At 64.8% G+C, this 18,259-nt stretch carries 16 protein-coding genes; 6 read left to right on the top strand and 10 right to left on the bottom strand.

The window, feature by feature from the left end:
* The first annotated feature begins 197 nt into the window (after positions 1–197).
* The 5 genes from HU751_RS07045 (at position 198) to HU751_RS07025 (ending at position 5,417) form a co-directional block, all read left to right on the top strand.
* The gene (locus HU751_RS07045; RefSeq protein WP_062574040.1) at positions 198–1,256 is read left to right on the top strand and encodes a phosphotransferase family protein; all 1,059 of its coding nucleotides are present in this window, start codon (positions 198–200) and stop codon (positions 1,254–1,256) included.
* The gene (locus HU751_RS07040) at positions 1,253–1,609 is read left to right on the top strand and encodes a DUF6285 domain-containing protein (RefSeq protein ID WP_062574041.1); all 357 of its coding nucleotides are present in this window, start codon (positions 1,253–1,255) and stop codon (positions 1,607–1,609) included. Before HU751_RS07045 ends, HU751_RS07040 begins: the two co-directional genes overlap by 4 nt.
* Positions 1,610–1,658: 49 nt before the next feature.
* Positions 1,659–2,831 carry an acyl-CoA dehydrogenase family protein gene (locus tag HU751_RS07035; RefSeq protein ID WP_062574042.1) on the top strand — a complete coding sequence of 391 codons (1,173 nt, stop codon included), beginning with the start codon at positions 1,659–1,661 and terminating at the stop codon, positions 2,829–2,831.
* Positions 2,831–3,598, top strand: coding sequence for an SDR family NAD(P)-dependent oxidoreductase (locus HU751_RS07030; protein WP_062574043.1), 768 nt, complete (start codon positions 2,831–2,833; stop codon positions 3,596–3,598). Before HU751_RS07035 ends, HU751_RS07030 begins: the two co-directional genes overlap by 1 nt.
* A 124-nt stretch (positions 3,599–3,722) precedes the next feature.
* A complete protein-coding gene (locus tag HU751_RS07025; RefSeq protein ID WP_225933237.1) occupies positions 3,723–5,417 on the top strand; it encodes an acyl-CoA synthetase in 1,695 nt (564 codons plus the stop codon).
* A 143-nt stretch (positions 5,418–5,560) separates the two neighbouring features.
* Here HU751_RS07025 and HU751_RS07020 read toward each other — a convergent pair whose 3' ends face one another.
* The 10 genes from HU751_RS07020 to HU751_RS06975 all read right to left on the bottom strand — a co-directional run bounded on the left by HU751_RS07020 (position 5,561) and on the right by HU751_RS06975 (position 17,023).
* Positions 5,561–5,710 carry a hypothetical protein gene (locus tag HU751_RS07020; protein WP_062574044.1) on the bottom strand — a complete coding sequence of 50 codons (150 nt, stop codon included), beginning with the start codon at positions 5,708–5,710 and terminating at the stop codon, positions 5,561–5,563.
* Between the two features lie 78 nt (positions 5,711–5,788).
* Positions 5,789–6,715: an NAD(P)-dependent oxidoreductase gene (locus HU751_RS07015; RefSeq protein ID WP_186732825.1), complete on the bottom strand. Its 927-nt coding sequence runs from the start codon at positions 6,713–6,715 to the stop codon at positions 5,789–5,791.
* Between the two features lie 57 nt (positions 6,716–6,772).
* Positions 6,773–8,152 carry an aspartate aminotransferase family protein gene (locus HU751_RS07010; protein WP_062574045.1) on the bottom strand — a complete coding sequence of 460 codons (1,380 nt, stop codon included), beginning with the start codon at positions 8,150–8,152 and terminating at the stop codon, positions 6,773–6,775.
* A gap of 96 nt (positions 8,153–8,248) precedes the next feature.
* A complete protein-coding gene (locus tag HU751_RS07005) occupies positions 8,249–9,502 on the bottom strand; it encodes an aspartate aminotransferase family protein (protein ID WP_062574046.1) in 1,254 nt (417 codons plus the stop codon).
* A gap of 43 nt (positions 9,503–9,545) precedes the next feature.
* Positions 9,546–10,970, bottom strand: coding sequence for a gamma-aminobutyraldehyde dehydrogenase (locus HU751_RS07000; protein ID WP_126577637.1), 1,425 nt, complete (start codon positions 10,968–10,970; stop codon positions 9,546–9,548).
* Positions 10,971–11,049: 79 nt separating this feature from the next.
* On the bottom strand, positions 11,050–12,381 hold the full coding sequence (locus HU751_RS06995) for an APC family permease (RefSeq protein ID WP_062574048.1): 1,332 nt from the start codon (positions 12,379–12,381) through the stop codon (positions 11,050–11,052).
* Positions 12,382–12,393: 12 nt separating this feature from the next.
* Positions 12,394–13,551 (bottom strand): iron-containing alcohol dehydrogenase, encoded by a 1,158-nt coding sequence (locus HU751_RS06990; RefSeq protein ID WP_062574049.1) that lies wholly within the window; start codon positions 13,549–13,551, stop codon positions 12,394–12,396.
* 217 nt (positions 13,552–13,768) lie between these two features.
* On the bottom strand, positions 13,769–14,644 hold the full coding sequence (locus HU751_RS06985) for an alpha/beta fold hydrolase (protein WP_062574050.1): 876 nt from the start codon (positions 14,642–14,644) through the stop codon (positions 13,769–13,771).
* Positions 14,641–16,167 (bottom strand): flavin-containing monooxygenase, encoded by a 1,527-nt coding sequence (locus tag HU751_RS06980; protein ID WP_062574051.1) that lies wholly within the window; start codon positions 16,165–16,167, stop codon positions 14,641–14,643. Before HU751_RS06980 ends, HU751_RS06985 begins: the two co-directional genes overlap by 4 nt.
* 274 nt (positions 16,168–16,441) lie before the next feature.
* Positions 16,442–17,023: a TetR/AcrR family transcriptional regulator gene (locus tag HU751_RS06975; protein WP_062574052.1), complete on the bottom strand. Its 582-nt coding sequence runs from the start codon at positions 17,021–17,023 to the stop codon at positions 16,442–16,444.
* Positions 17,024–17,343: 320 nt separating this feature from the next.
* Between HU751_RS06975 and HU751_RS06970 the strand changes: the two genes are divergently transcribed.
* Positions 17,344–18,231, top strand: coding sequence for a phytanoyl-CoA dioxygenase family protein (locus HU751_RS06970; RefSeq protein ID WP_062574053.1), 888 nt, complete (start codon positions 17,344–17,346; stop codon positions 18,229–18,231).
* Positions 18,232–18,259 lie beyond the last annotated feature (28 nt).

Below are 18,259 nucleotides of genomic sequence, written 5' to 3'. Positions count from 1 at the left end.
CGGTGCCTGTTCAGAATTGAAGTGTTTCAATCCTGAACTAATTTGTTTCGTATATGCAATGCAGCGCTTCGCCAGCCTTTCCAATGAGCCGCTGCAGGCTAGGTGTGACGGGGCCTGCAGATGATCCGCGCAAAGTTGGCCCGGGCGTTGCTCTAGCTGAACTGCCCACTTGAAACCGAAGGCAGGACCATTGATTCATGAGCAGTTCCTCTACGACTTGTCCGGCAGGCGACGCGCTCGCGGTCTCGGCCGATGAGCAGCGCCTTGTCGACTTCATCCGTGAGCAGGCAACGGCAACACGCGTTGTCATGCAAACCCGTAAGCGCCTGAGCGGCGGTGCCATCCAGGAAAACTGGCTGCTTGAACTACTGATCGAGGGCGGCCCCTGGGCCGGCGCCCGGCGCTGGGTGTTGCGCAGCGACGCGCTGTCCGCGCTGCCGGCCAGCCTCGACCGTACCCAGGAGTTCGCCGTGTTGCAGGTGGCCTACCAAGCCGGGGTGAAAGTGCCGCGGCCGCTCTGGCTGTGCCGAGATACCCAGATCCACGGGCGGGTGTTCTTCCTGATGGAATACGTGCCGGGTGCCGCTGCTGGGCGGTTGCTAAGCGCAGGGGCGGGCGCCCAGGGCCAGGCTCGGCTGGCAGAGCAGCTCGGCGCCAACCTGGCACGCCTGCATCAGATCCGCCCGCCGAGTGCGGCATTGGACTTTTTGCCCGTGCCGCAGCGTTCGCCGGCCCTGGCCACCGTCGATGCCTATCGTCGTTACCTCGACACTCTCGACGATGCCTACCCGGCGCTGGAGTGGGGCCTGCGCTGGTGCGAGCTGCATGCCCCGCGCGACAGCCGTCTGTGCCTGCTGCACCGCGACTACCGCACCGGCAATTACCTGGCCAGTGAGCAGGGGCTGGAGGCGGTGCTGGACTGGGAGTTCACCGGCTGGGGCGACCCTTGCGAGGACCTGGGCTGGTTCACCGCCCCCTGCTGGCGGTTCACGCGCCCTGACCTGGAAGCCGGCGGCATCGGCCAGCTGGCGGACTTCCTGCGTGGCTACCATCAAGTATCGCCACTGTGGATCGAGCCTCACCAACTGCACTACTGGCAGGTCATGGCGACCCTGCGCTGGGCGGTGATCGCGCTGCAGCAGGGGCAGCGCCACCTGTCCGGCGAAGAACCTTCCCTGGAGCTGGCCCTGACGGCGTGCCTGCTGCCGGAGCTTGAACTCGACATCCTGAACATGACCGGGGCCGATGCGCCATGACCCAGCCACACGCCCATGAACTACTCGAAATTGCCCGCCAGACCTTGCTCGAGCAGGTATTGCCGGCACTGCCCGGCGAGCTGCGTTACCCAACATTGATGATCGCCAACGCCATGGCCATCGCCGCCCGGGAAAACCGCCTGGACGCCGTCGTCGGCCTGCAAGAGCAGGCGCACCTGGCCGCGCTGAACGATACGACCGCCCCGTCGTTGCAGCAAGCCCGCAGCCAGCTGGCGCGGGCGATTCGCCAAGGCCGTCATGACGCCCCGCACAGCGCTCACGTCCTGGTCGAGACGCTGCGCCATGTGACGCTCGACCGGCTGGCGATCAGCAACCCCAAGGCCGTGCGCTGAGCGCGGCGCGCCCCTGTTTCAAGACCGACAAGCACGAACAAGGACTCTCATGAACTTCCCCCTCCCAGACGAACTGCTCGAACTGCAGGCCAGAACCCGCACCTTCATTGCCGAACAGGTCATCCCGTTCGAAAACGACCCACGCCAGGAAGGCCACGGCCCCAGCGACGCCCTGCGTCGGGACCTGCAGGCCCTCGCCCAGGCCGCAGGCCTGCTGACGCCCCACGCCAGCCGCGAAATGGGTGGGCTGGGCCTGAGCCATGCCGCCAAGGCGATCGTTTTCGAAGAGGCCGGCTACTCGCCCCTGGGCCCGGTGGCGCTGAATATCCATGCCCCGGACGAAGGCAACATCCACCTGATGGACGTGGTGGCCACCGAAGCGCAGAAGGACCGCTGGCTACGGCCTTTGGTCCAGGGGCACGTGCGTTCGTGCTTCGCCATGACCGAACCGGCGCCGGGCTCGGGGTCTGATCCATCGATGCTGCGTACAACCGCCACCCGCGATGGCGACGACTACCTGATCAACGGCCGTAAATGGTTGATCACCGGGGCCGACGGCGCCGGGTTCGCCATCATCATGGCCCGCATGGAGGATGGCTCGGCGACCATGTTCCTTACCGACATGCAGCGTGAAGGGATCATCCACGAGCGTCAGCTGGATACGCTGGACAGCTGCTTCACGGGTGGCCACGGGCAACTGCGTTTCGACAACCTGCGGATCCCGGCGAGCGATGTGCTCGGCGAGATCGGCAAGGGCTTCCGCTATGCCCAGGTGCGTCTGGCGCCGGCACGGCTGACCCACTGCATGCGCTGGCTCGGTGCCGCGCGACGGGCCCATGACATCGCCTGCGACTACGCGCGCACCCGCGGCGCGTTTGGCAAGCCGCTGGGCGAGCACCAGGGGGTGGGCTTCATGCTCGCCGACAACATGATGGACCTGCATGTGGTACGCCTGGCGGTGTGGCACTGCGCCTGGGTGCTCGACCAGGGCGAGCGGGGCAATGTCGAATCGAGCATGGCCAAGGTGATCAGCTCCGAGGCGCTGTGGCGGGTGGTCGATCGCTCGATGCAGGTGCTGGGCGGGCGCGGTGTGACCGGGGACACGGTGGTGGAGCGGATCTTCCGCGATATCCGGCCGTTCCGCATCTATGACGGTCCGAGTGAAGTGCACCGCATGAGCCTGGCGAAGAAGCTTCTTGAACAGCGCCCGGGAGGTCACTGATGCAGCCGCAGCTTGCTCGACTGTTCTCTCTCGATGGCCGTCGCGCCCTGGTGACCGGGGCCTCCAGTGGCCTGGGCCGGCACTTTGCCCAGACCCTGGCGGCCGCTGGCGCCGAGGTGCTGGTCACCGCCCGGCGCGAGGCGCCGTTGCAGGCCCTGGTCGAGACCATCCAGGCCAGCGGCGGCCGTGCCCGCGCCTATGCCCTCGATGTAACCAGCCGTGACGATGTCTGCCGGGTGCTCGATGCCGCCGGCGCGCTGGATGTGCTGGTCAACAATGCCGGGGTGAGCGACAGCCAGGCGCTGCTCGACTGCGACGATGGCAGTTGGGACCGCGTGCTCGACACCAACCTCAAGGGTGCCTGGACGGTGGCCCAGGAAAGCGCGCGGCGCATGGTCGCCGCAGGGCAGGGCGGCAGCCTGATCAATGTCACCTCGATCCTCGCCAGCCGGGTGGCCGGCGCCGTCGGTCCTTATCTGGCGGCCAAGGCCGGCCTGGCGCACCTGACCCGGGCCATGGCCCTGGAGCTGGCGCGCCATGGCATCCGCGTGAACGCCCTGGCGCCGGGGTACGTGATGACCGACCTGAACGAGGCGTTCCTGGCCAGCGACGCGGGGCAGAAGTTGCGCGCGCGTATTCCGAGCCGGCGCTTCAGCCAGCCGGCGGACCTGGACGGCGCCTTGCTGCTGCTCGCCAGTGACGCCGGCCGCGGCATGAGCGGCAGCGAGATCGTGGTCGATGGCGGCCACCTGTGCAGCAGCCTGTAGATACACCCCCCAGCCTTGCAAACCCCGCGATGAATGGCACCGGCTGTGCCGGTCAAGAACAACAAGAAACAGAGGTAGTTATGTGCGTGCAACCGTTGAACTGCCCATGGACGAAGGACCCGTCATGATGACCCCGAGCCTGGAACACGAACTGGCCCCGAATGCGGCCAACCACGTGCCGCTGTCACCACTGTCGTTCCTCAAGCGCGCCGCGCAGGTCTATCCGCAGCGCGACGCAGTGGTGTACGGCGACCGCCGCTACACCTACCAGCATTTGCACCAGCGCAGCCGGGCCCTGGCCAGCGCCCTGGAGCGGGTCGGCGTGCAGCCGGGCGAGCGCGTGGCGATCCTGGCGCCGAACATCCCCGAGATGCTCGAGGCGCACTATGGCGTGCCGGGTGCGGGTGCCGTGCTGGTGTGCATCAATATCCGCCTGGAGGCACGCAGCATCGCGTTCATCCTACGCCATTGCGCGGCCAGGGTACTGTTGTGCGATCGCGAGTTCGGCGCGGTGGTCCACCAGGCGCTGGCGATGCTGGACACGCCACCGCTGCTGGTGGGCATCGATGATACCCAGGCCGAGGGCGCCGACCTGGCGCCGGACCTGGACTACGAAAGCTTCCTGGCCCAGGGCGATGGCAACCGGCCGTTGAGCGCGCCGCACAACGAATGGCAGTCGATCGCCATCAACTACACCTCCGGCACAACCGGCGATCCCAAGGGCGTGGTGCTGCATCACCGCGGCGCCTACCTCAATGCCTGCGCCGGGGCGCTGATCTTCCAGCTCGGCCCGCGCAGTGTCTACCTGTGGACCTTGCCGATGTTCCACTGCAACGGCTGGAGCCATACCTGGGCGGTGACCCTGTCGGGCGGCAGCCATGTGTGCCTGCGCAAGGTGCAGCCCGAGGCGATTCACGCCGCCATCGCCGAGCATGGCGTGACCCACCTGAGCGCCGCGCCGGTGGTGATGTCGATGCTGATCCATGCTCCGGCAGGCGCCGCGCCGTCCCAGGCGGTGTCGGTGATCACTGGTGGCGCCGCACCGCCCAGCGCGGTGATCGCCGCCATGGAGGCGCGTGGCTTCAGCATCACCCACGCCTATGGCATGACCGAAAGCTATGGCCCCAGTACCTTGTGCCTGTGGCAGCCAGGCGTCGACGAGCTGCCGCTGGTGGCTCGCGCGCGGTTCATGAGCCGCCAGGGCGTGGCCCATCCGATGCTCGAGGAAGCCACGGTGCTGGATACCGGTAGCGGCCAGCCGGTTCCCGCCGACGGGGCGACCCTGGGCGAGCTGGTGGTGCGCGGCAACACGGTGATGAAAGGCTACCTGCACAATCCCGAAGCCACCCGCAGCGCCCTGGCTGGCGGCTGGCTGCACACGGGCGACCTGGCCGTGCTGCACCCTGATGGTTATGTGGAGATCAAGGATCGGGCCAAGGACATCATCATTTCCGGCGGCGAGAACATCAGTTCGCTGGAGATCGAGGAGGTGCTCTACCAGCATCCCGAGGTGCTCGAGGCTGCCGTGGTGGCGCGGCCCGATTCGCGCTGGGGCGAAACCCCGCATGCCTTCGTCACCCTGTGTGCAGAGGCCCAGGCGGGTATCTCGGGGGAAGACCTGATCCGCTGGTGTCGCGAGCGCCTGGCGCACTTCAAGGCGCCGCGGCATGTCTCGTTGGTGGAGCTGCCCAAGACGGCCACCGGCAAGATCCAGAAGTTCGTCCTGCGCGAATGGGCTCGCCAAGCGGCCGCCGGCCCGGTCGAATCTGCTGCATCACCCAAAGAAGAGGCGTTCCAGTCGCCGCCGGACTTCAGGTAGGCACTGTACCTGGCGTCAGATCGTCTGGTGACGGGGGCCGCTTTGCGTCCCATCGTCAGGGGTTGTCGCAACGACAAGCCGGCTCGCGCATTCCTGTGAGAGCCAGCTTGCCTGTGACGGGAGCGAAACGTTCGGCATGCTGCCTAGTAACCCCGGAAGATATCGCCGATGCTCGCGATCGGGTGCGCCGCGTGCGCACCCGATCGATTGGCCATGGCAGACCGCTGGGCGTAGACCGCCGTCAGGAACAGGGCAAGTGTCACGCTGGCAACTAGTAAGGCAAAAAGACGCATGGAAACCTCCAGCTTTGTTTTTGTAATTACCGTCGAGTCTGGTCCGTGGCGTTGGCTAAAGCTTGATAAAGCGCGCCACTAAATGGTCCTTTGTGCGGCCGTTTCGGGAGGGTTGGCCGCTGCGAACACCTGGGTGGCCGCCACGATGTCCTGATCGCCGTAGCCCATGGATTCGGCACGCTGCACGACCCCGCATACGGCGTCGAAGACCGGCGTCCAGGCCCCTTGCGCGTGCAGCGACTGGGCGATGTGGGCGAAGGCGCCGACATGCACATCGAGCCTGCCCTGAGCGCCTGCGAAATCCTGCGCTTCCAGCCGGCGTACCGCTTCCTCGAGCGCATCGCTGATGAAAAACCGTGATGTGTCGAGCAGCAGCCTGGCCGTCTTCGCCACCGGCAGGCCGAATCGCTCGCTCGCGCCCACGGCCTCGAAGAACGCCACCATCGTGGCGAATGCCTGAGCGTGGAGCACGGTGGCAAAGGCCAGTGCTTCGTCCCAAGGCAGGAACATCGTTTGACCGGCCAGCGCTTCGAGCAGCGCCCGATGCTGCTCGAAACCCTCACGGTCTCCGGTATGCAGGGTGTGGCTCTGGCGATGACCGACGTTGCGCGGGTAGGCCACGATCATCCCTTTGACGTACAGGCCGCCAGCGGCGTTGACCAGCGCCTGGAGCGCCAGGCCCTCGTCGCGGCCGTTGGTGGTGTAATCGACCACTGTGCGACCTGCGAGCGCAGTCATCACCCCCGGCATGCCAAGCACGCCGTGGGTCGCCTGGTCGTCCAGCAGCACGAAGACCGTGACCGGGCTGGCGCTGAGCGCGGCGTGAGCCGAGTCGCACAGCTGAGCGCCAGCGGCGACCAGCGCCGCTGCTTTGCCAGGCGATCGGTTCCACACCGCCACGCGTTTGCCTTGCTTGAGAAATGCATGGGCCATGATCGTGCCCATGGCGCCGAGCCCGACTACCGATACATCGAAGTCGAAGCGCTGGTCATTTTGTGTGCTCACATTCCAACCCTCATGATTTTTGTTTTAGGTGTCCAGGACGCGGGCGCAGTCCTTCGCCTACAACAGGTTCTGTGCGCGGGCCCAGTCAGTCGCGTCGGCCAGCGTGCGTTCGAAGGCGCTGAAGATCGCCTCGATATCGGGCTGGGTGCAGATCAACGGCGGACAGAAGGCGATCGTGTCGTAGATGGCGCGAATGATCAGCCCGTGCTTGTGCGCCTGTTTGAACACATAGCCACCCAAGGTGCCGGGCTCGGCGAACGGTTGGCCGGTGGTCTTGTTCGCCACCAGTTCGATGGCGCCCACCAGCCCGATACCGCGCACATCGCCCACCAGCGGATGGTCGGCGAATGCGCGCAGACGGCGCTGGAATTCAGGGGCCAGGCGCTGGACCTGGCCCACCAGGTCGCGCTCTTCGATGATGCGGATATTTTCCAGCGCCACCGCAGTGGCGACGGGATGAGCCGTGCAGGTCAGGCCATGGGCGAAGCCCCCCAAACGCTGGCTCTGGCTGAGCAGGACATCATGGATGGCATCGGACACCAGCACGGCGGCCAGGGGCTGATAGGACGAGGTGAGCTGTTTGGATAGCACCATGATGTCGGGCTGGATCCCGTACAGCTCGGCGCCGAACATCGTGCCAAGCCTGCCGAAGCCGGTGATGATCTCGTCGATCACCACGAGGATGTCGTAGCGTCTGCACACCGCCTGGATCGCTGCCCAGTAGCCTTGGGGAGGAGGAATCACACCACCTGCGGCCATCACCGGTTCGCCGATGAATGCCGCGATGGTTTCCGGGCCTTCGTCGAGGATGTAATGCTCCAGCTCGTCCGCCAGGCGCGCCGAAAAGGCTTTCTCGGTCTCGCCAGGCCGGCCGAATCGATAGAAGTTCGGGCAGGTCAGGTGATGCACCGGGATGGCCGGCAGATCGAAATCACGGTGCATCGACGGGATGCCGCTCAAGCTGGCGCAGGCGACGGTGGCGCCGTGATAGGCCTGCTGGCGCGAGATGAACTTCTTCTTGGCGGGCTTGCCCAGTGCGTTGTTCACGTACCAGACCATCTTTACCACCGAGTCGTTGGCCTCGGACCCTGAGTTGGTGAAGAACACATGGTTCAGATCGCCGGGCGCAAGCTCCGCCAGCTTGGCGGCGAGCGCCGCGGCCGGGGCGTTGGTCTTGTGGCTGAAGCTGTGGTAGTAGGGCAGTTGCCTGAGCTGCTCGACGGCGGCGTCGACCAGGCGCTGTTCGCTGAAACCCAGGGCAACGCTCCACAGGCCCGACATGGCTTCGATATAGGTATTGCCCTGTTCGTCGAAGACCCGCACACCGTCGCCTGCGGTGATGACCAACGGCCCGATTTCCTGATGCTGGGCCAGGTTGGTGTTGGGGTGAATGAGCGCTGCCAGATCGTTGCGCGCGGTTGCAGTGAGCGTGTTCATTGGTTCATGTTCCTGTCGCAGGCTTCGATCGCCCGCAAGTGAGCAGGTTGCCTGCGCCCCGTGGATCGTCACGGGACGCACGGCAGGATCCTGCGGTTACAGACCAAGCGCTGCCGCGACCGCTTCGCCGAACGCCTTGAGGCCCTGTTCGAGCTGCTCGGTCGGGGTGTTCACCGGTGGCATCAGCTTGATGATCTCGCCGTTCGGACCGCAGCGGTCGACCAGCACGCCCGCCTGCAGCACGCGCTGCTGGGCATCCTTGGCCAAGGCCACGTTGCCGCGGCCGAAATCGATGCCGGCGATCATGCCGCGGCAGCGCGCGGAGGCGACTCCTGGAATCTCGGCATAGCTGGCGACCGCGCGTTCCATGGCTGCGCAGTTGGCGGCCAGCAACTTCAGGAACTGCTCGTCGCGCCAATAGCCGAGGGCGATCTGGGCGGTGAGGAACGCCAACTGGTTGCCGCGGAAGGTGCCGATATGATCGCCCGGCTCCCAGACATCAAGCCCGGCGCCGATCAACACGATGGCCATGGGCAGGCCATAGCCACCGATCGATTTGGCGCAGGTGATCAGGTCGGGGACCACCCCGGAGCGCTCGAAACCGAAGAAGTCACCGGTGCGGCCGCAGCCAGCCTGGATCTCGTCGCAGATCAGCAATACCCCATGCGCCCGGGTCCACTGGCGCAGGCGCTGCAACCATTGGTTTGAGGCCACGTACACACCAGCCTGGATCTGCACGGATTCGACGATCACCGCCGCGGGCAATTCCGAGCCGCTGCCCTGGTCGTTGGCCAGGCGCTCGAGGAAGCCGATGCTGTCGAACTCACCGTAGGGGCTGTCTTCGTAGGGCACGAACACCACGTCGGTGGACAGCCCCGGGCCGCGCCGGGTGCGGTTGCCGGTAACGGCCAGCGCACCGGCCGTCATGCCGTGGTAGGCACCATAGAACGACACGATCTTGCTCCGCCCGGTCGCCTTGCGCGCCAGTTTCAATGTGGCCTCGACGGCATCGGCGCCGGTCGGGCCGGTGAACTGCACCTTGTAGTCCCAGCCGCGCGGCTTGAGCAAGTCGCGTTCCAGCGCCTCGAGGAACTGGCGCTTGGTGGTGGTGTGCAGGTCCAGCGCGTGGGTCACGCCGTTGGCCGACAGGTACGCGATCAGCGCATCGCGCATGCGCGGGTCGTTGTGGCCATAGTTCAGGGCGCCGGCGCCGGCAAAGAAGTCCAGGTACTCGCGGCCATCCTCGCCGCGGATCTTGCTGCCCTGGGCGGTATCGAAGACCAGGGGCAGGTCGCGGCAATACATCCGCACGTTGGACTCGAGCCGTTCGAATGTCTCGATGTTGTTCATGCATAACCTCTTGAAGTGATCGGGCAACGTTTGCTTGGCGCTATCAGTGCTTGAACATCACGTGGCGCACCACGGTGTAGTCTTCCAGGCCATACATGGACAGGTCCTTGCCATAGCCGGACAGCTTCACGCCGCCATGGGGCATCTCGCTGACCAGCATGAAATGGGTATTGACCCAGGTGCAGCCGTATTGCAGGCGCGCAGCCAGGCGATGGGCGCGGCCGACATCGGCGGTCCACACCGAAGAGGCCAGGCCGTAGTCGGAGTCATTGGCCCAGGCCAGCGCCTGGGCTTCGTCCTCGAACGACGAGACCGTCACCACCGGGCCGAAGATCTCCCGGCACACCACCTCGTCGTCCTGGCGGGCACCGGCCAGGACCGTCGGTTCGAAGAAGAACCCGCTACCAGCGGCGCGCTTGCCACCGGTGATGACTTCGATATGAGGCACTTCGCGGGCACGCTTGACGAAGCCCTCGACACGGCCCAGGTGCTCTTCGGTGATCAGCGGCCCCATCTCGGTCGAGGGATCATCCTGCAGCCCGCACTTGATGCTGGCCACGGCCTCGCCGAGCTTGCGCACGAACTCCGGGTACACCGACTTCTGCACATACAGGCGGCACGCGGCGGTACAGTCCTGGCCTGCGTTGTAGAAGCCAAAGGCACGAATGCCTTCGACGGCCGCGTCGATATCGGCATCGTCGAAGATCAACACGGGGGCCTTGCCGCCCAGTTCCATGTGCATGCGTTTGACGCTGTCGGCGGTGCCCTCGATGATCCGGCTGCCGGTGCGCACGGAGCCGGTCAGCGACACCATGCGCACCTTGGCGTGGCTGGTCAGCGGCTCACCAACCGTGGCCCCCCGACCATGGACGATGTTGACCACGCCGGCAGGGAAGATCTCGGCCAGCAGTTCACCCAGTTTCAGGGTGGTCATCGGCGTGTGTTCCGAGGGTTTCAGCACCACGGTGTTGCCACCTGCCAAGGCGGGGCCGAGTTTCCAGGCCGCCATCAGCAAGGGGTAGTTCCACGGTGCGATGGAGGCGACCACGCCGACCGCATCGCGGCGAATCATCGAGGTGTGCCCCGGGATGTACTCGCCCCCGGCCGAGCCTTGCAGGCAACGCACGGCGCCGGCGAAGAAGCGGAATACGTCCGACACCGCCGGCAGCTCGTCCTGCAGCACGGCGGTGTAGGGCTTGCCGCAGTTGTCGGCTTCCAGGCGCGCGAACACCGCTGCCTGGGCATCGATGCTGTCGGCGAGCTTGAGCAGCAGCGCCGCGCGGTCCTTGGGCGGGGTTTGCGACCAGGCTTCGAAGGCTGCATCGGCGCCTTGCACCGCGGCCTCGACCTGGGCTTGGCTGGCCTCGGTGGTTTGCACCAGGACGCTGCCCAGGGAGGGGTTGTACACGGCCAGCTCGTCGCCTTCACCGGCTACCAGGGCACCATTGATCAGAAGTTTGCTTTGCATGTCGATTCTCGCCATTTAACGGCGCGGCCAATGGCCGGCCTTGTGATTGTCGTCAGAGCATTCGATGGAAACGGGGTCGCTATACCAATGCCTCAGGGACGGGACTGCGGAAGAAGCTGGTGCGGCAGGCCAGGTAGACCAGCCCCAGGCCGAGCCAGCAGCTGCCCATGATCAGCGCGTCTTTATCCAGGCTGATCAGCATCCACCCGGCCGTGACCAGGCCGATGAGCGGGAACAGCACGCCACGCAGCAGTCCGGCGCCATCCTTGACGCGGGCATCGAAGGTGAGCCGCAATGCACACAGGTTGACGGCGGTGAAGGCGACAAACGCGCCGAAGTTGACCAGCGACGTCGCGGTGGCGATAGTCAAGGCAAAACCGGCCGTGCCGAAAACGCCGCAGAGCAGGATGTTGAAGGCCGGGGTCTTGAAGCGCGGATGCAGGACACCGAACACCTTGCGCGGCAGCTGGTTGTCCCGGCCAAGGGCGTAGAGCAGCCGCCCCACGCTGGCCTGGAACGACATGCCCGCGGCGAAGTGGGCGATGATGATCCCCGCCAGCACCACGGCGAAGAACACGTCACCGCCGATCATCCGGGCGATCTCGAAGGCGGCCCCGTCCACCTGCTCGAAGCTGGGGGAGGGGTGTGCCAGGTACATGAAGTACGAGGAGCCCACGTAGACCGAGCCGCCGATCAACGCGACCAGCAGGATGGCGCGTGGCAGCGTTCGACCCGGGTCGCGGGTTTCCTCGCTCAGCGTGGACAGCGCGTCGAAGCCCAGGAACGAGTAGGCGGCAATGGCGGCGCCGGCCATGCTGGTGGCGAAGGGCACGTCCTGGTTGAAGAACGGCTTGGCCGACAGCAGCCCGCCAGGGCCGTTGGCCGCCACGATGTAGTGCACGCACAGGCCAAGGAACACGACGATGATCGCCAGTTGCGCCACCATCAACAGCACGTTGAAGCGATTGGCGACCTGGATGCCCAGGACATTGAGCACTGAAGTGGTGACGATGAAACCGCTGATCCACACCCACTGCGCAACGTCTGGAAAAGCCATGTTGAGGTAGCTGGCACCGAGCAGCCAGATCAGCATCGGGATGAAGAAGTAATCGAGCAGGGCGGCCCAGCCCACCATGAACCCGAGATTGGCATTGAGCATCTTGCGGGTATAGGTGTAGGCCGAGCCGGCTACCGGGAATACCCTGACCAGCCGCCCGTAGCTCAACGCGGTGAACACCACCCCGGTCGCCGCGATCAGGTAGGCCATCGCCGTGGTGTTGCCGCTGGCCTGGGTGATCACGCCGTAGGTGCCGAAGACGATCAGCGGGGCAAGGAACGCCAGGCCGAACAGCAGCACCGAGAACGGCCCCAAGGTGCGCCGCAACGAGGCGCTGGAGATTGAATGACTCATGACACAGCCCTCCTACGCGACGAAGTGGTAAGCGGTGGTGATGATGTCGTGATAAGCCTCGACGGACATCGCCTTGGCATTGCTGGCGTCCGAGAAGTTCTGCTTGGATTTTTCGGCGATGGCCTGGAAGTCCTCCTCGCGCACGCCCTTGACCTCGGCGAAGGAGGGGATGCCCAGGTCCTTGCTCATCTGGAACAGATGGCCCACGGCGGCCTCGGCGGCGGCGGCCGGCGCCAGCGTCGGGTCGATCCCCAGGGCGTAGGCCACCTGGGCGTGGCGGAGGATGTCGGCATCGCGGTTGTGGCCAAAGACGAAGGGCAGGAAGATCGCGTTGCCGACGCCGTGCGGGGTGTCGTACATGCCGCCAATTGACTCGGAGATGCAGTGCACGCTGCCGACGTCAGCGTTGCCGAATGCCATGCCGGCGATCAGGCTCGCCACCAACATCTGCTCGCGCGCCTCTTGATTGTCTGGCTCCAGTACGACCGCCTTGAGGTGCTGGCTGATCAGGCGGATGGCATGCAATGCCAGGCCATCACTGATCGGGTTTGAAACGCGGCAGGTGTAGGCCTCGATGGCATGGGTCAGGGCATCCATGCCGGTGGCGGCGGCAATCGACGCGGGCAGGGTGTCGAGGATACGGGAGTCGAGCAGCGCCAGCACGGGGCCGACGCGGTAATCATGGACGCTCATCTTGAAATGACGGGCAGTGTCGGTGATCACCGAGAAGCAGGTCACTTCGCTGCCGGTGCCTGCGGTGGTCGGGATGGCGACGATCGGCGGTATGGCGTGCTTGAGGGTGAACGACCCTTCGTAGTCCTCGATCCGCCCCTCGTGGGTGAGCAGCAGGCTGATGGCCTTGGCCGCGTCCATCGCGCTGCCGCCGCCCACGGCCAGCAGGCCGTCGATGCCTTTGCCACGATACTGCTGCGCGGTGCGGTTGATGTCTTCGCTGCGCGGGTTGGCCTTTATGTCCGCGACTTCCTCGTAGGCGATCCCTGCCTTGTCCAGGCTGGCATAGACGCTGTCCAGCAGGCCGGCGGCCTTGACCCCGGCATCGGTCACGATCAGCACCCGTGCCAGGCCGAGGCCCTGGAGATGTTCACCGGTGCGCTCGCGCAGGCCAGGTTCCATCACGATCTTGCTGGGGAGTAAGAACTTGAATTCCATACGTACCTCTTGCTCAATTGTTGTCATTGTCGAAAGGGCAGTGGAGGAGCACCCGCGCCTGCTCGCGGTCGGCCGCTCAGGCGTGTGATGTGTGGCCTGGCGCTTTGGCGCAAGCCGGTATGTTGTTGTTTTGGGTGGTGTTGCAACGTGCCGCCAAAGGTCTCCAGTGGAATAAAAAGAGGGGCGGCCAAGCTGCACGCCCCTAAAGAAACTGTTGTTAACGCAGGTGCCCCGTCAGCAGGGACAGCAGCGTGGTGGACAGGCAAGCCGGAAAGTCATGCCCCATCCCGGGCAGCAACACCAGGCTGGAGCCACGGATCGCCGCCGCCGTGGCGTAGCCGCCGCTGGTGGCGACCATGAGGTCTTTTTCCCCATGGATGACCAGGGTGCGGCAACGAATCCGCTGCAGCTCCTCGGTGCGGTCGGCGGAGTTGATGATCGCGCCGATCTGCCTGGCGGTACCAAGGTTGCTGGCCTCGCCACCGCCTCGCTCCCAGGCCAGCTGGGCATACTCACGCAAGGCAGGCTCGTTCCACTCGAGGGTGGAGCCGATCAGGCGCATGATGTCCACGTAGTCGCGAACGCTTTCCTTCTCGCTGCGCGGCGGGCGGCGCAGCAGCTGCAGGAGGGCCTTGAGCGCCGGCTGGCCGACGCGCAGGGAGCCTGTGGTGGAAAAGATCGACGTGAGGGTCCTGACCCGTTGCGGGTAACGCGCGGCGAGGGTCTGGGCGATCATGCCGCCCATCGACATTCCCACGACATGCGCCGCTTCCAGTTGCAAGTCGTCCATCAAGCCGATGACGTCGTTGGCCATGTCGCCCAGGTCATAGCCTGCGGTGCGCTTGCGCAGGAACTGCTGCAGGGTCGTGGGGGGCGCCACGTCGGTGAAGAACGACCTGCCCGAGTCACGGTTGTCCAGCGTGATGACCCGCAACCCTTGCGCGACCAGCCCGGCGATGAGCGCTTGCGGCCAGTAGGTCAGCTGCAGCCCGAGGCCGACGATGAGCAGGACCGTCGGGGCACCCTCGATACCGTAGCTGCGGTAGCAGAGCTTGCCTTTGCCCGGTAGCTCGCAGAAGCGGTCACGGCTCATCGGCGGCTACCTGTTTGCTGCAGTTCGACGCTGGCATGCACCGGCACGTTCGGTACGCTGCTGAAACTGAGGCACTTTTCCGCCACTGTGCCGCGGCGCAGCAGTTTGATATCGCGGAAGTAGTCCATCGACATCACCCAGGGTTCACACGGCCCCTGGCGCGGCATGCTGTCGAGCGCGCGCTGCACATAGCCGGCACCAAAGTCCAGCAGAGGGCGGGTCTCGATCCCGGCCGGCGCCTTCGGCTCGCAGACGTTGTAGCCTTCGCGCGCCATGAAACCGAGCAGGCGGCAGAAGTGGTCGCACAGCAGGCAGACCTTCAAGGTCCAGGACGAGTTGGTGTAGCCCACCGCGAAAGCGAAGTTTGGCACGCCGGAGAGCATCATGCCTTTGTAGGCCAGGGTCTCGCTGAGCACCACCGGCTTGCCGTCCTTGTGCAGGGTGATGCCACCGAACAGTTGTACGTTGAGCCCGGTGGCCGTGACGATGATGTCGGCCTCCAGCGTCCTGCCTGACTTGAGCAATACACCGGACTCGGTGAAGCGCTCGATATGGTCGGTGACGATGTCGGCCTTGCCGGCACCGATGGCTTTGAACAGGTCGCCCTCGGGCACCGAACACAGACGCTGGTCCCACGGGTTGTAGGGTGGGTTGAAGTGCACGTCGACCGGGTAGCCTTTCGGCAACTCCTTGCGGGTCAGCCACAGCAGCAGCTTTTTCGAAAGCTTGGGGAAGCGCTGGCAGAAGCCCCAGAACGCCAGGGTGATCTTGGCGTTCTTGTAGCGCGTCAGGGAGTAGGCGGTTTGCGCCGGCAGCACCCTGCGCAGGAACGCGGCAACCCCGTCAGTGGCCGGCTGATTGATGATGTAGGACGGCGTGCGCTGCAGCATGGTGATGCTGGCGACCTTGTCCGCCATGGCCGGAATCAGCGTCACCGCGGTCGCGCCACTGCCGATGACGACCACGCGCTTGCCCGCATAGTCGAGGTTCTCCGGCCAGTGTTGCGGGTGAACGATCTGCCCCTTGAACTGCTCGGTGCCCTCGAAGCGGGGGGTGAAGCCCTGGTCATAGCGATAGTAGCCACCCGCACTGAACAGCCAGCGGCATTCGAGCGTACGCACCTGGGCCGTCTGGCCCTCCTCGATGCGCACTGCCCACAGGCCCCTGTCGCTTTGCCAGTTGGCCGAGACGACTTTCTGCTGGTACTGGATGAACGGTTCCAGCTGGTACTCGTCAATGGCTTCGCGCAGGTACTCGAGAATATCCGCGGCATCCGCCAGGGATTTCGCCTTGGTCCAGGGCTTGAAGTCGAAACCGAAGGTATAGAGGTCCGAGTCGGAGCGGATGCCGGGGTAACGGAAGAGGTCCCAGGTGCCGCCCATGCGTTCGCGGGACTCGAGAATCGCGAAGGTCTTGGCGGGTTGATGGCGTCGCAGGTAGGCCGCCGCGCCGATGCCAGACACACCGGCTCCCATGATCAAAATGTCGAGCGGCTCAACCGCAAGAGCAGTGTGCGAGGACATGTCGCCTCCTGTTGTAGTGTTATAGAGACTGATCTTTTGACTTGATCATTTGACCAGAATAGGGCGGCCGATTGTGCGGAGCAAGGTGCAAAATGCACCTGCTCGTCATCGTTTTGAGATGATTTGCACCTTCGCGATACGTCGGTCAGTACACCGAGTCAGTACACCGGTTGACGGACAGCCTCAGGGCAACGGGGAGGAGTGGGCGAGATGCTCCCGCCTGGGAAATGCGGATTGCCGCGCGGCGGCGCAGCCCGGCAATCCGAATGGCGTTTCAGTAGCTGGCCACCAGCAGCTTGACCGCCTGGCAGGCGGTTTCAGTCTCGGTTTCGAGGCGCGCACGGTCGCCGTGGGCGGACCAGGCGAGCATCAGGCCGTCGAACAGGTTGATCAGCAAGCGGCTGACGGTGGCCACCGCGGCCTGGTCCAGCGCCGAGCCGGTGACCTTGGCGATGGCCTGCTGGGTCGCGTCGATGGACACGGCGTAGATCTTGGCTGCCATCTCCGGGTTGTTGCGCAGGTTCCAGCAAAACAGTTCGAACTGCGTGGTGGCCATTTCCGGGTGGGCGGTGAACCAGTTGACCAGCTGGCGCAACATTTCGCCCACCGATTCAGCTGCCGTGGCACCCGCCGGCACGTGCTGCAGCGATTGCTGCGGCAGGTTGATCAAGGATTCGTAGACGGCATAGAACAGCTCGTCCTTGGTGTGGAAGACATAGTGCAACGAAGCCAGCGGAGAGTCTGCCGCCGCTGCGATACGCCGCGTCGTGGCATTGGCCACCCCATGTTCCGCGATCACCTTCACGGTGGCCTCGATGAAATCCTGCCTGCGCTCTTCTGCGCCAATTCGAGCCATAGAGCGTTCTCCCTTTTCGATGTTGTCGCCGGCCTTTTGGTCCGGCGTCGACGGTGACGAATGCTATCGCAAGGAGGGGGCTCGATCCATGCGTCGAAGCCCTCCTGCGCCAAGGAACATGAAACAGCATGAAAAATAGTTAAATCAAACGACTTGATCAATTGACCATGTTCAGTAATGATGATTTTCACACCCAGGCACCGCTGTACTGCGCAAGTACCGCAGGGAAGGGGATGCCGTGGTCGGCACTGGCGGGTTGAGCCACGTTGCCCAGCTTCGCTGGATCAGAACAATGACAAAACCAGACAGGTACAAAGCAGATGGATACACGAAAGCTCTCGACGCTCGGCAGCGATGCATCGGTCGAACAGGTGGTGGAGATCATTCGGCGTGACGGCGGAGTCATCATTTCCGACCTGGTCTCGCCGGCCACGCTGAATGCCCTGCGCGACGAACTGGACAGCTACCTGAATGTCACCCCTTGCGGCGTCGACCCCTATTTCGCGGGCACCCAGACCCGGCGTGTCGCGCGGATCATCGGGCGTAGCGACACGGCTGTCGAAGTAGCGATGAACCCGCTGTTCCTCGGCGTGGCCAAGCAGATCCTGCAAACCCCTACCCACGTCTGGGTGGGCAGTGATCGCATCGAGATGGCGCCCGATATTCAGCTGAGCATCACCCAGGCCATTCAGATCGGCCCGGGCCAAGGCCTGCAGCCCCTGCACCGTGACGATGCCACTTCGCTGTGGCGCCACCCCCAGTTCGGGCGTGAGGCCCGGCTGCAAATGATGCTGGCGATTTCCGATTTCACCGAAGAAAACGGCGCGACCCGTGTCATCCCCGGCAGTCATCTGTGGGATGACGAGCGCATGCCGACCCAGGAAGAAACCGTCGCCGCGCAAATGCCGGCAGGTTCCGCATTGCTGTGGATGGGCTCGGTTTATCACGGCGGTGGCGCCAATACGTCCGCAGCCCCGCGCACCGGCCTGACCATGGCTTATGACCTGGCCTTCCTGCGTCTGGAAGAGAACCACTTCCTGTCCATTCCCATCGAGCGCGTTCGCCAGCTCCCGGCAGAAATGCAACGTCTGCTGGGCTGGAGCGCCAGCTCCACGTTGCTCGGCTGGGTGGAAATCGATGGTCAGATGCGCGACCCGCAAGAGCTCCTGAACATGCCGGCATTCTCCGAGCCTGGGAAAGGGTTCTGACAGTTCCGAACCGTCCTGGGCCGCTTCG

The organism is Pseudomonas peradeniyensis (genome assembly GCF_014268935.2).
Lineage (GTDB): Bacteria > Pseudomonadota > Gammaproteobacteria > Pseudomonadales > Pseudomonadaceae > Aquipseudomonas > Aquipseudomonas peradeniyensis.
The sequence above is the reverse complement of the archived record's forward strand: the minus strand, read 5'-3'. Positions and strand labels throughout refer to the sequence as shown.

Coding starts and splice junctions, on each gene's coding strand:
- HU751_RS06985 (WP_062574050.1), bottom strand. CDS start 14,644: ATGAGCCGTGACCGCTTCTGCGAGCTACCGGGCAAAGGCAAGCTCTGC.
- HU751_RS07000 (WP_126577637.1), bottom strand. CDS start 10,970: ATGCAAAGCAAACTTCTGATCAATGGTGCCCTGGTAGCCGGTGAAGGC.
- HU751_RS07020 (WP_062574044.1), bottom strand. CDS start 5,710: ATGCGTCTTTTTGCCTTACTAGTTGCCAGCGTGACACTTGCCCTGTTC.
- HU751_RS07035 (WP_062574042.1), top strand. CDS start 1,659: ATGAACTTCCCCCTCCCAGACGAACTGCTCGAACTGCAGGCCAGAACC.
- HU751_RS06980 (WP_062574051.1), bottom strand. CDS start 16,167: ATGTCCTCGCACACTGCTCTTGCGGTTGAGCCGCTCGACATTTTGATC.
- HU751_RS06995 (WP_062574048.1), bottom strand. CDS start 12,381: ATGAGTCATTCAATCTCCAGCGCCTCGTTGCGGCGCACCTTGGGGCCG.
- HU751_RS07030 (WP_062574043.1), top strand. CDS start 2,831: ATGCAGCCGCAGCTTGCTCGACTGTTCTCTCTCGATGGCCGTCGCGCC.
- HU751_RS07005 (WP_062574046.1), bottom strand. CDS start 9,502: ATGAACAACATCGAGACATTCGAACGGCTCGAGTCCAACGTGCGGATG.
- HU751_RS07010 (WP_062574045.1), bottom strand. CDS start 8,152: ATGAACACGCTCACTGCAACCGCGCGCAACGATCTGGCAGCGCTCATT.
- HU751_RS07045 (WP_062574040.1), top strand. CDS start 198: ATGAGCAGTTCCTCTACGACTTGTCCGGCAGGCGACGCGCTCGCGGTC.
- HU751_RS07040 (WP_062574041.1), top strand. CDS start 1,253: ATGACCCAGCCACACGCCCATGAACTACTCGAAATTGCCCGCCAGACC.
- HU751_RS06975 (WP_062574052.1), bottom strand. CDS start 17,023: ATGGCTCGAATTGGCGCAGAAGAGCGCAGGCAGGATTTCATCGAGGCC.
- HU751_RS06990 (WP_062574049.1), bottom strand. CDS start 13,551: ATGGAATTCAAGTTCTTACTCCCCAGCAAGATCGTGATGGAACCTGGC.
- HU751_RS07025 (WP_225933237.1), top strand. CDS start 3,723: ATGATGACCCCGAGCCTGGAACACGAACTGGCCCCGAATGCGGCCAAC.
- HU751_RS06970 (WP_062574053.1), top strand. CDS start 17,344: ATGGATACACGAAAGCTCTCGACGCTCGGCAGCGATGCATCGGTCGAA.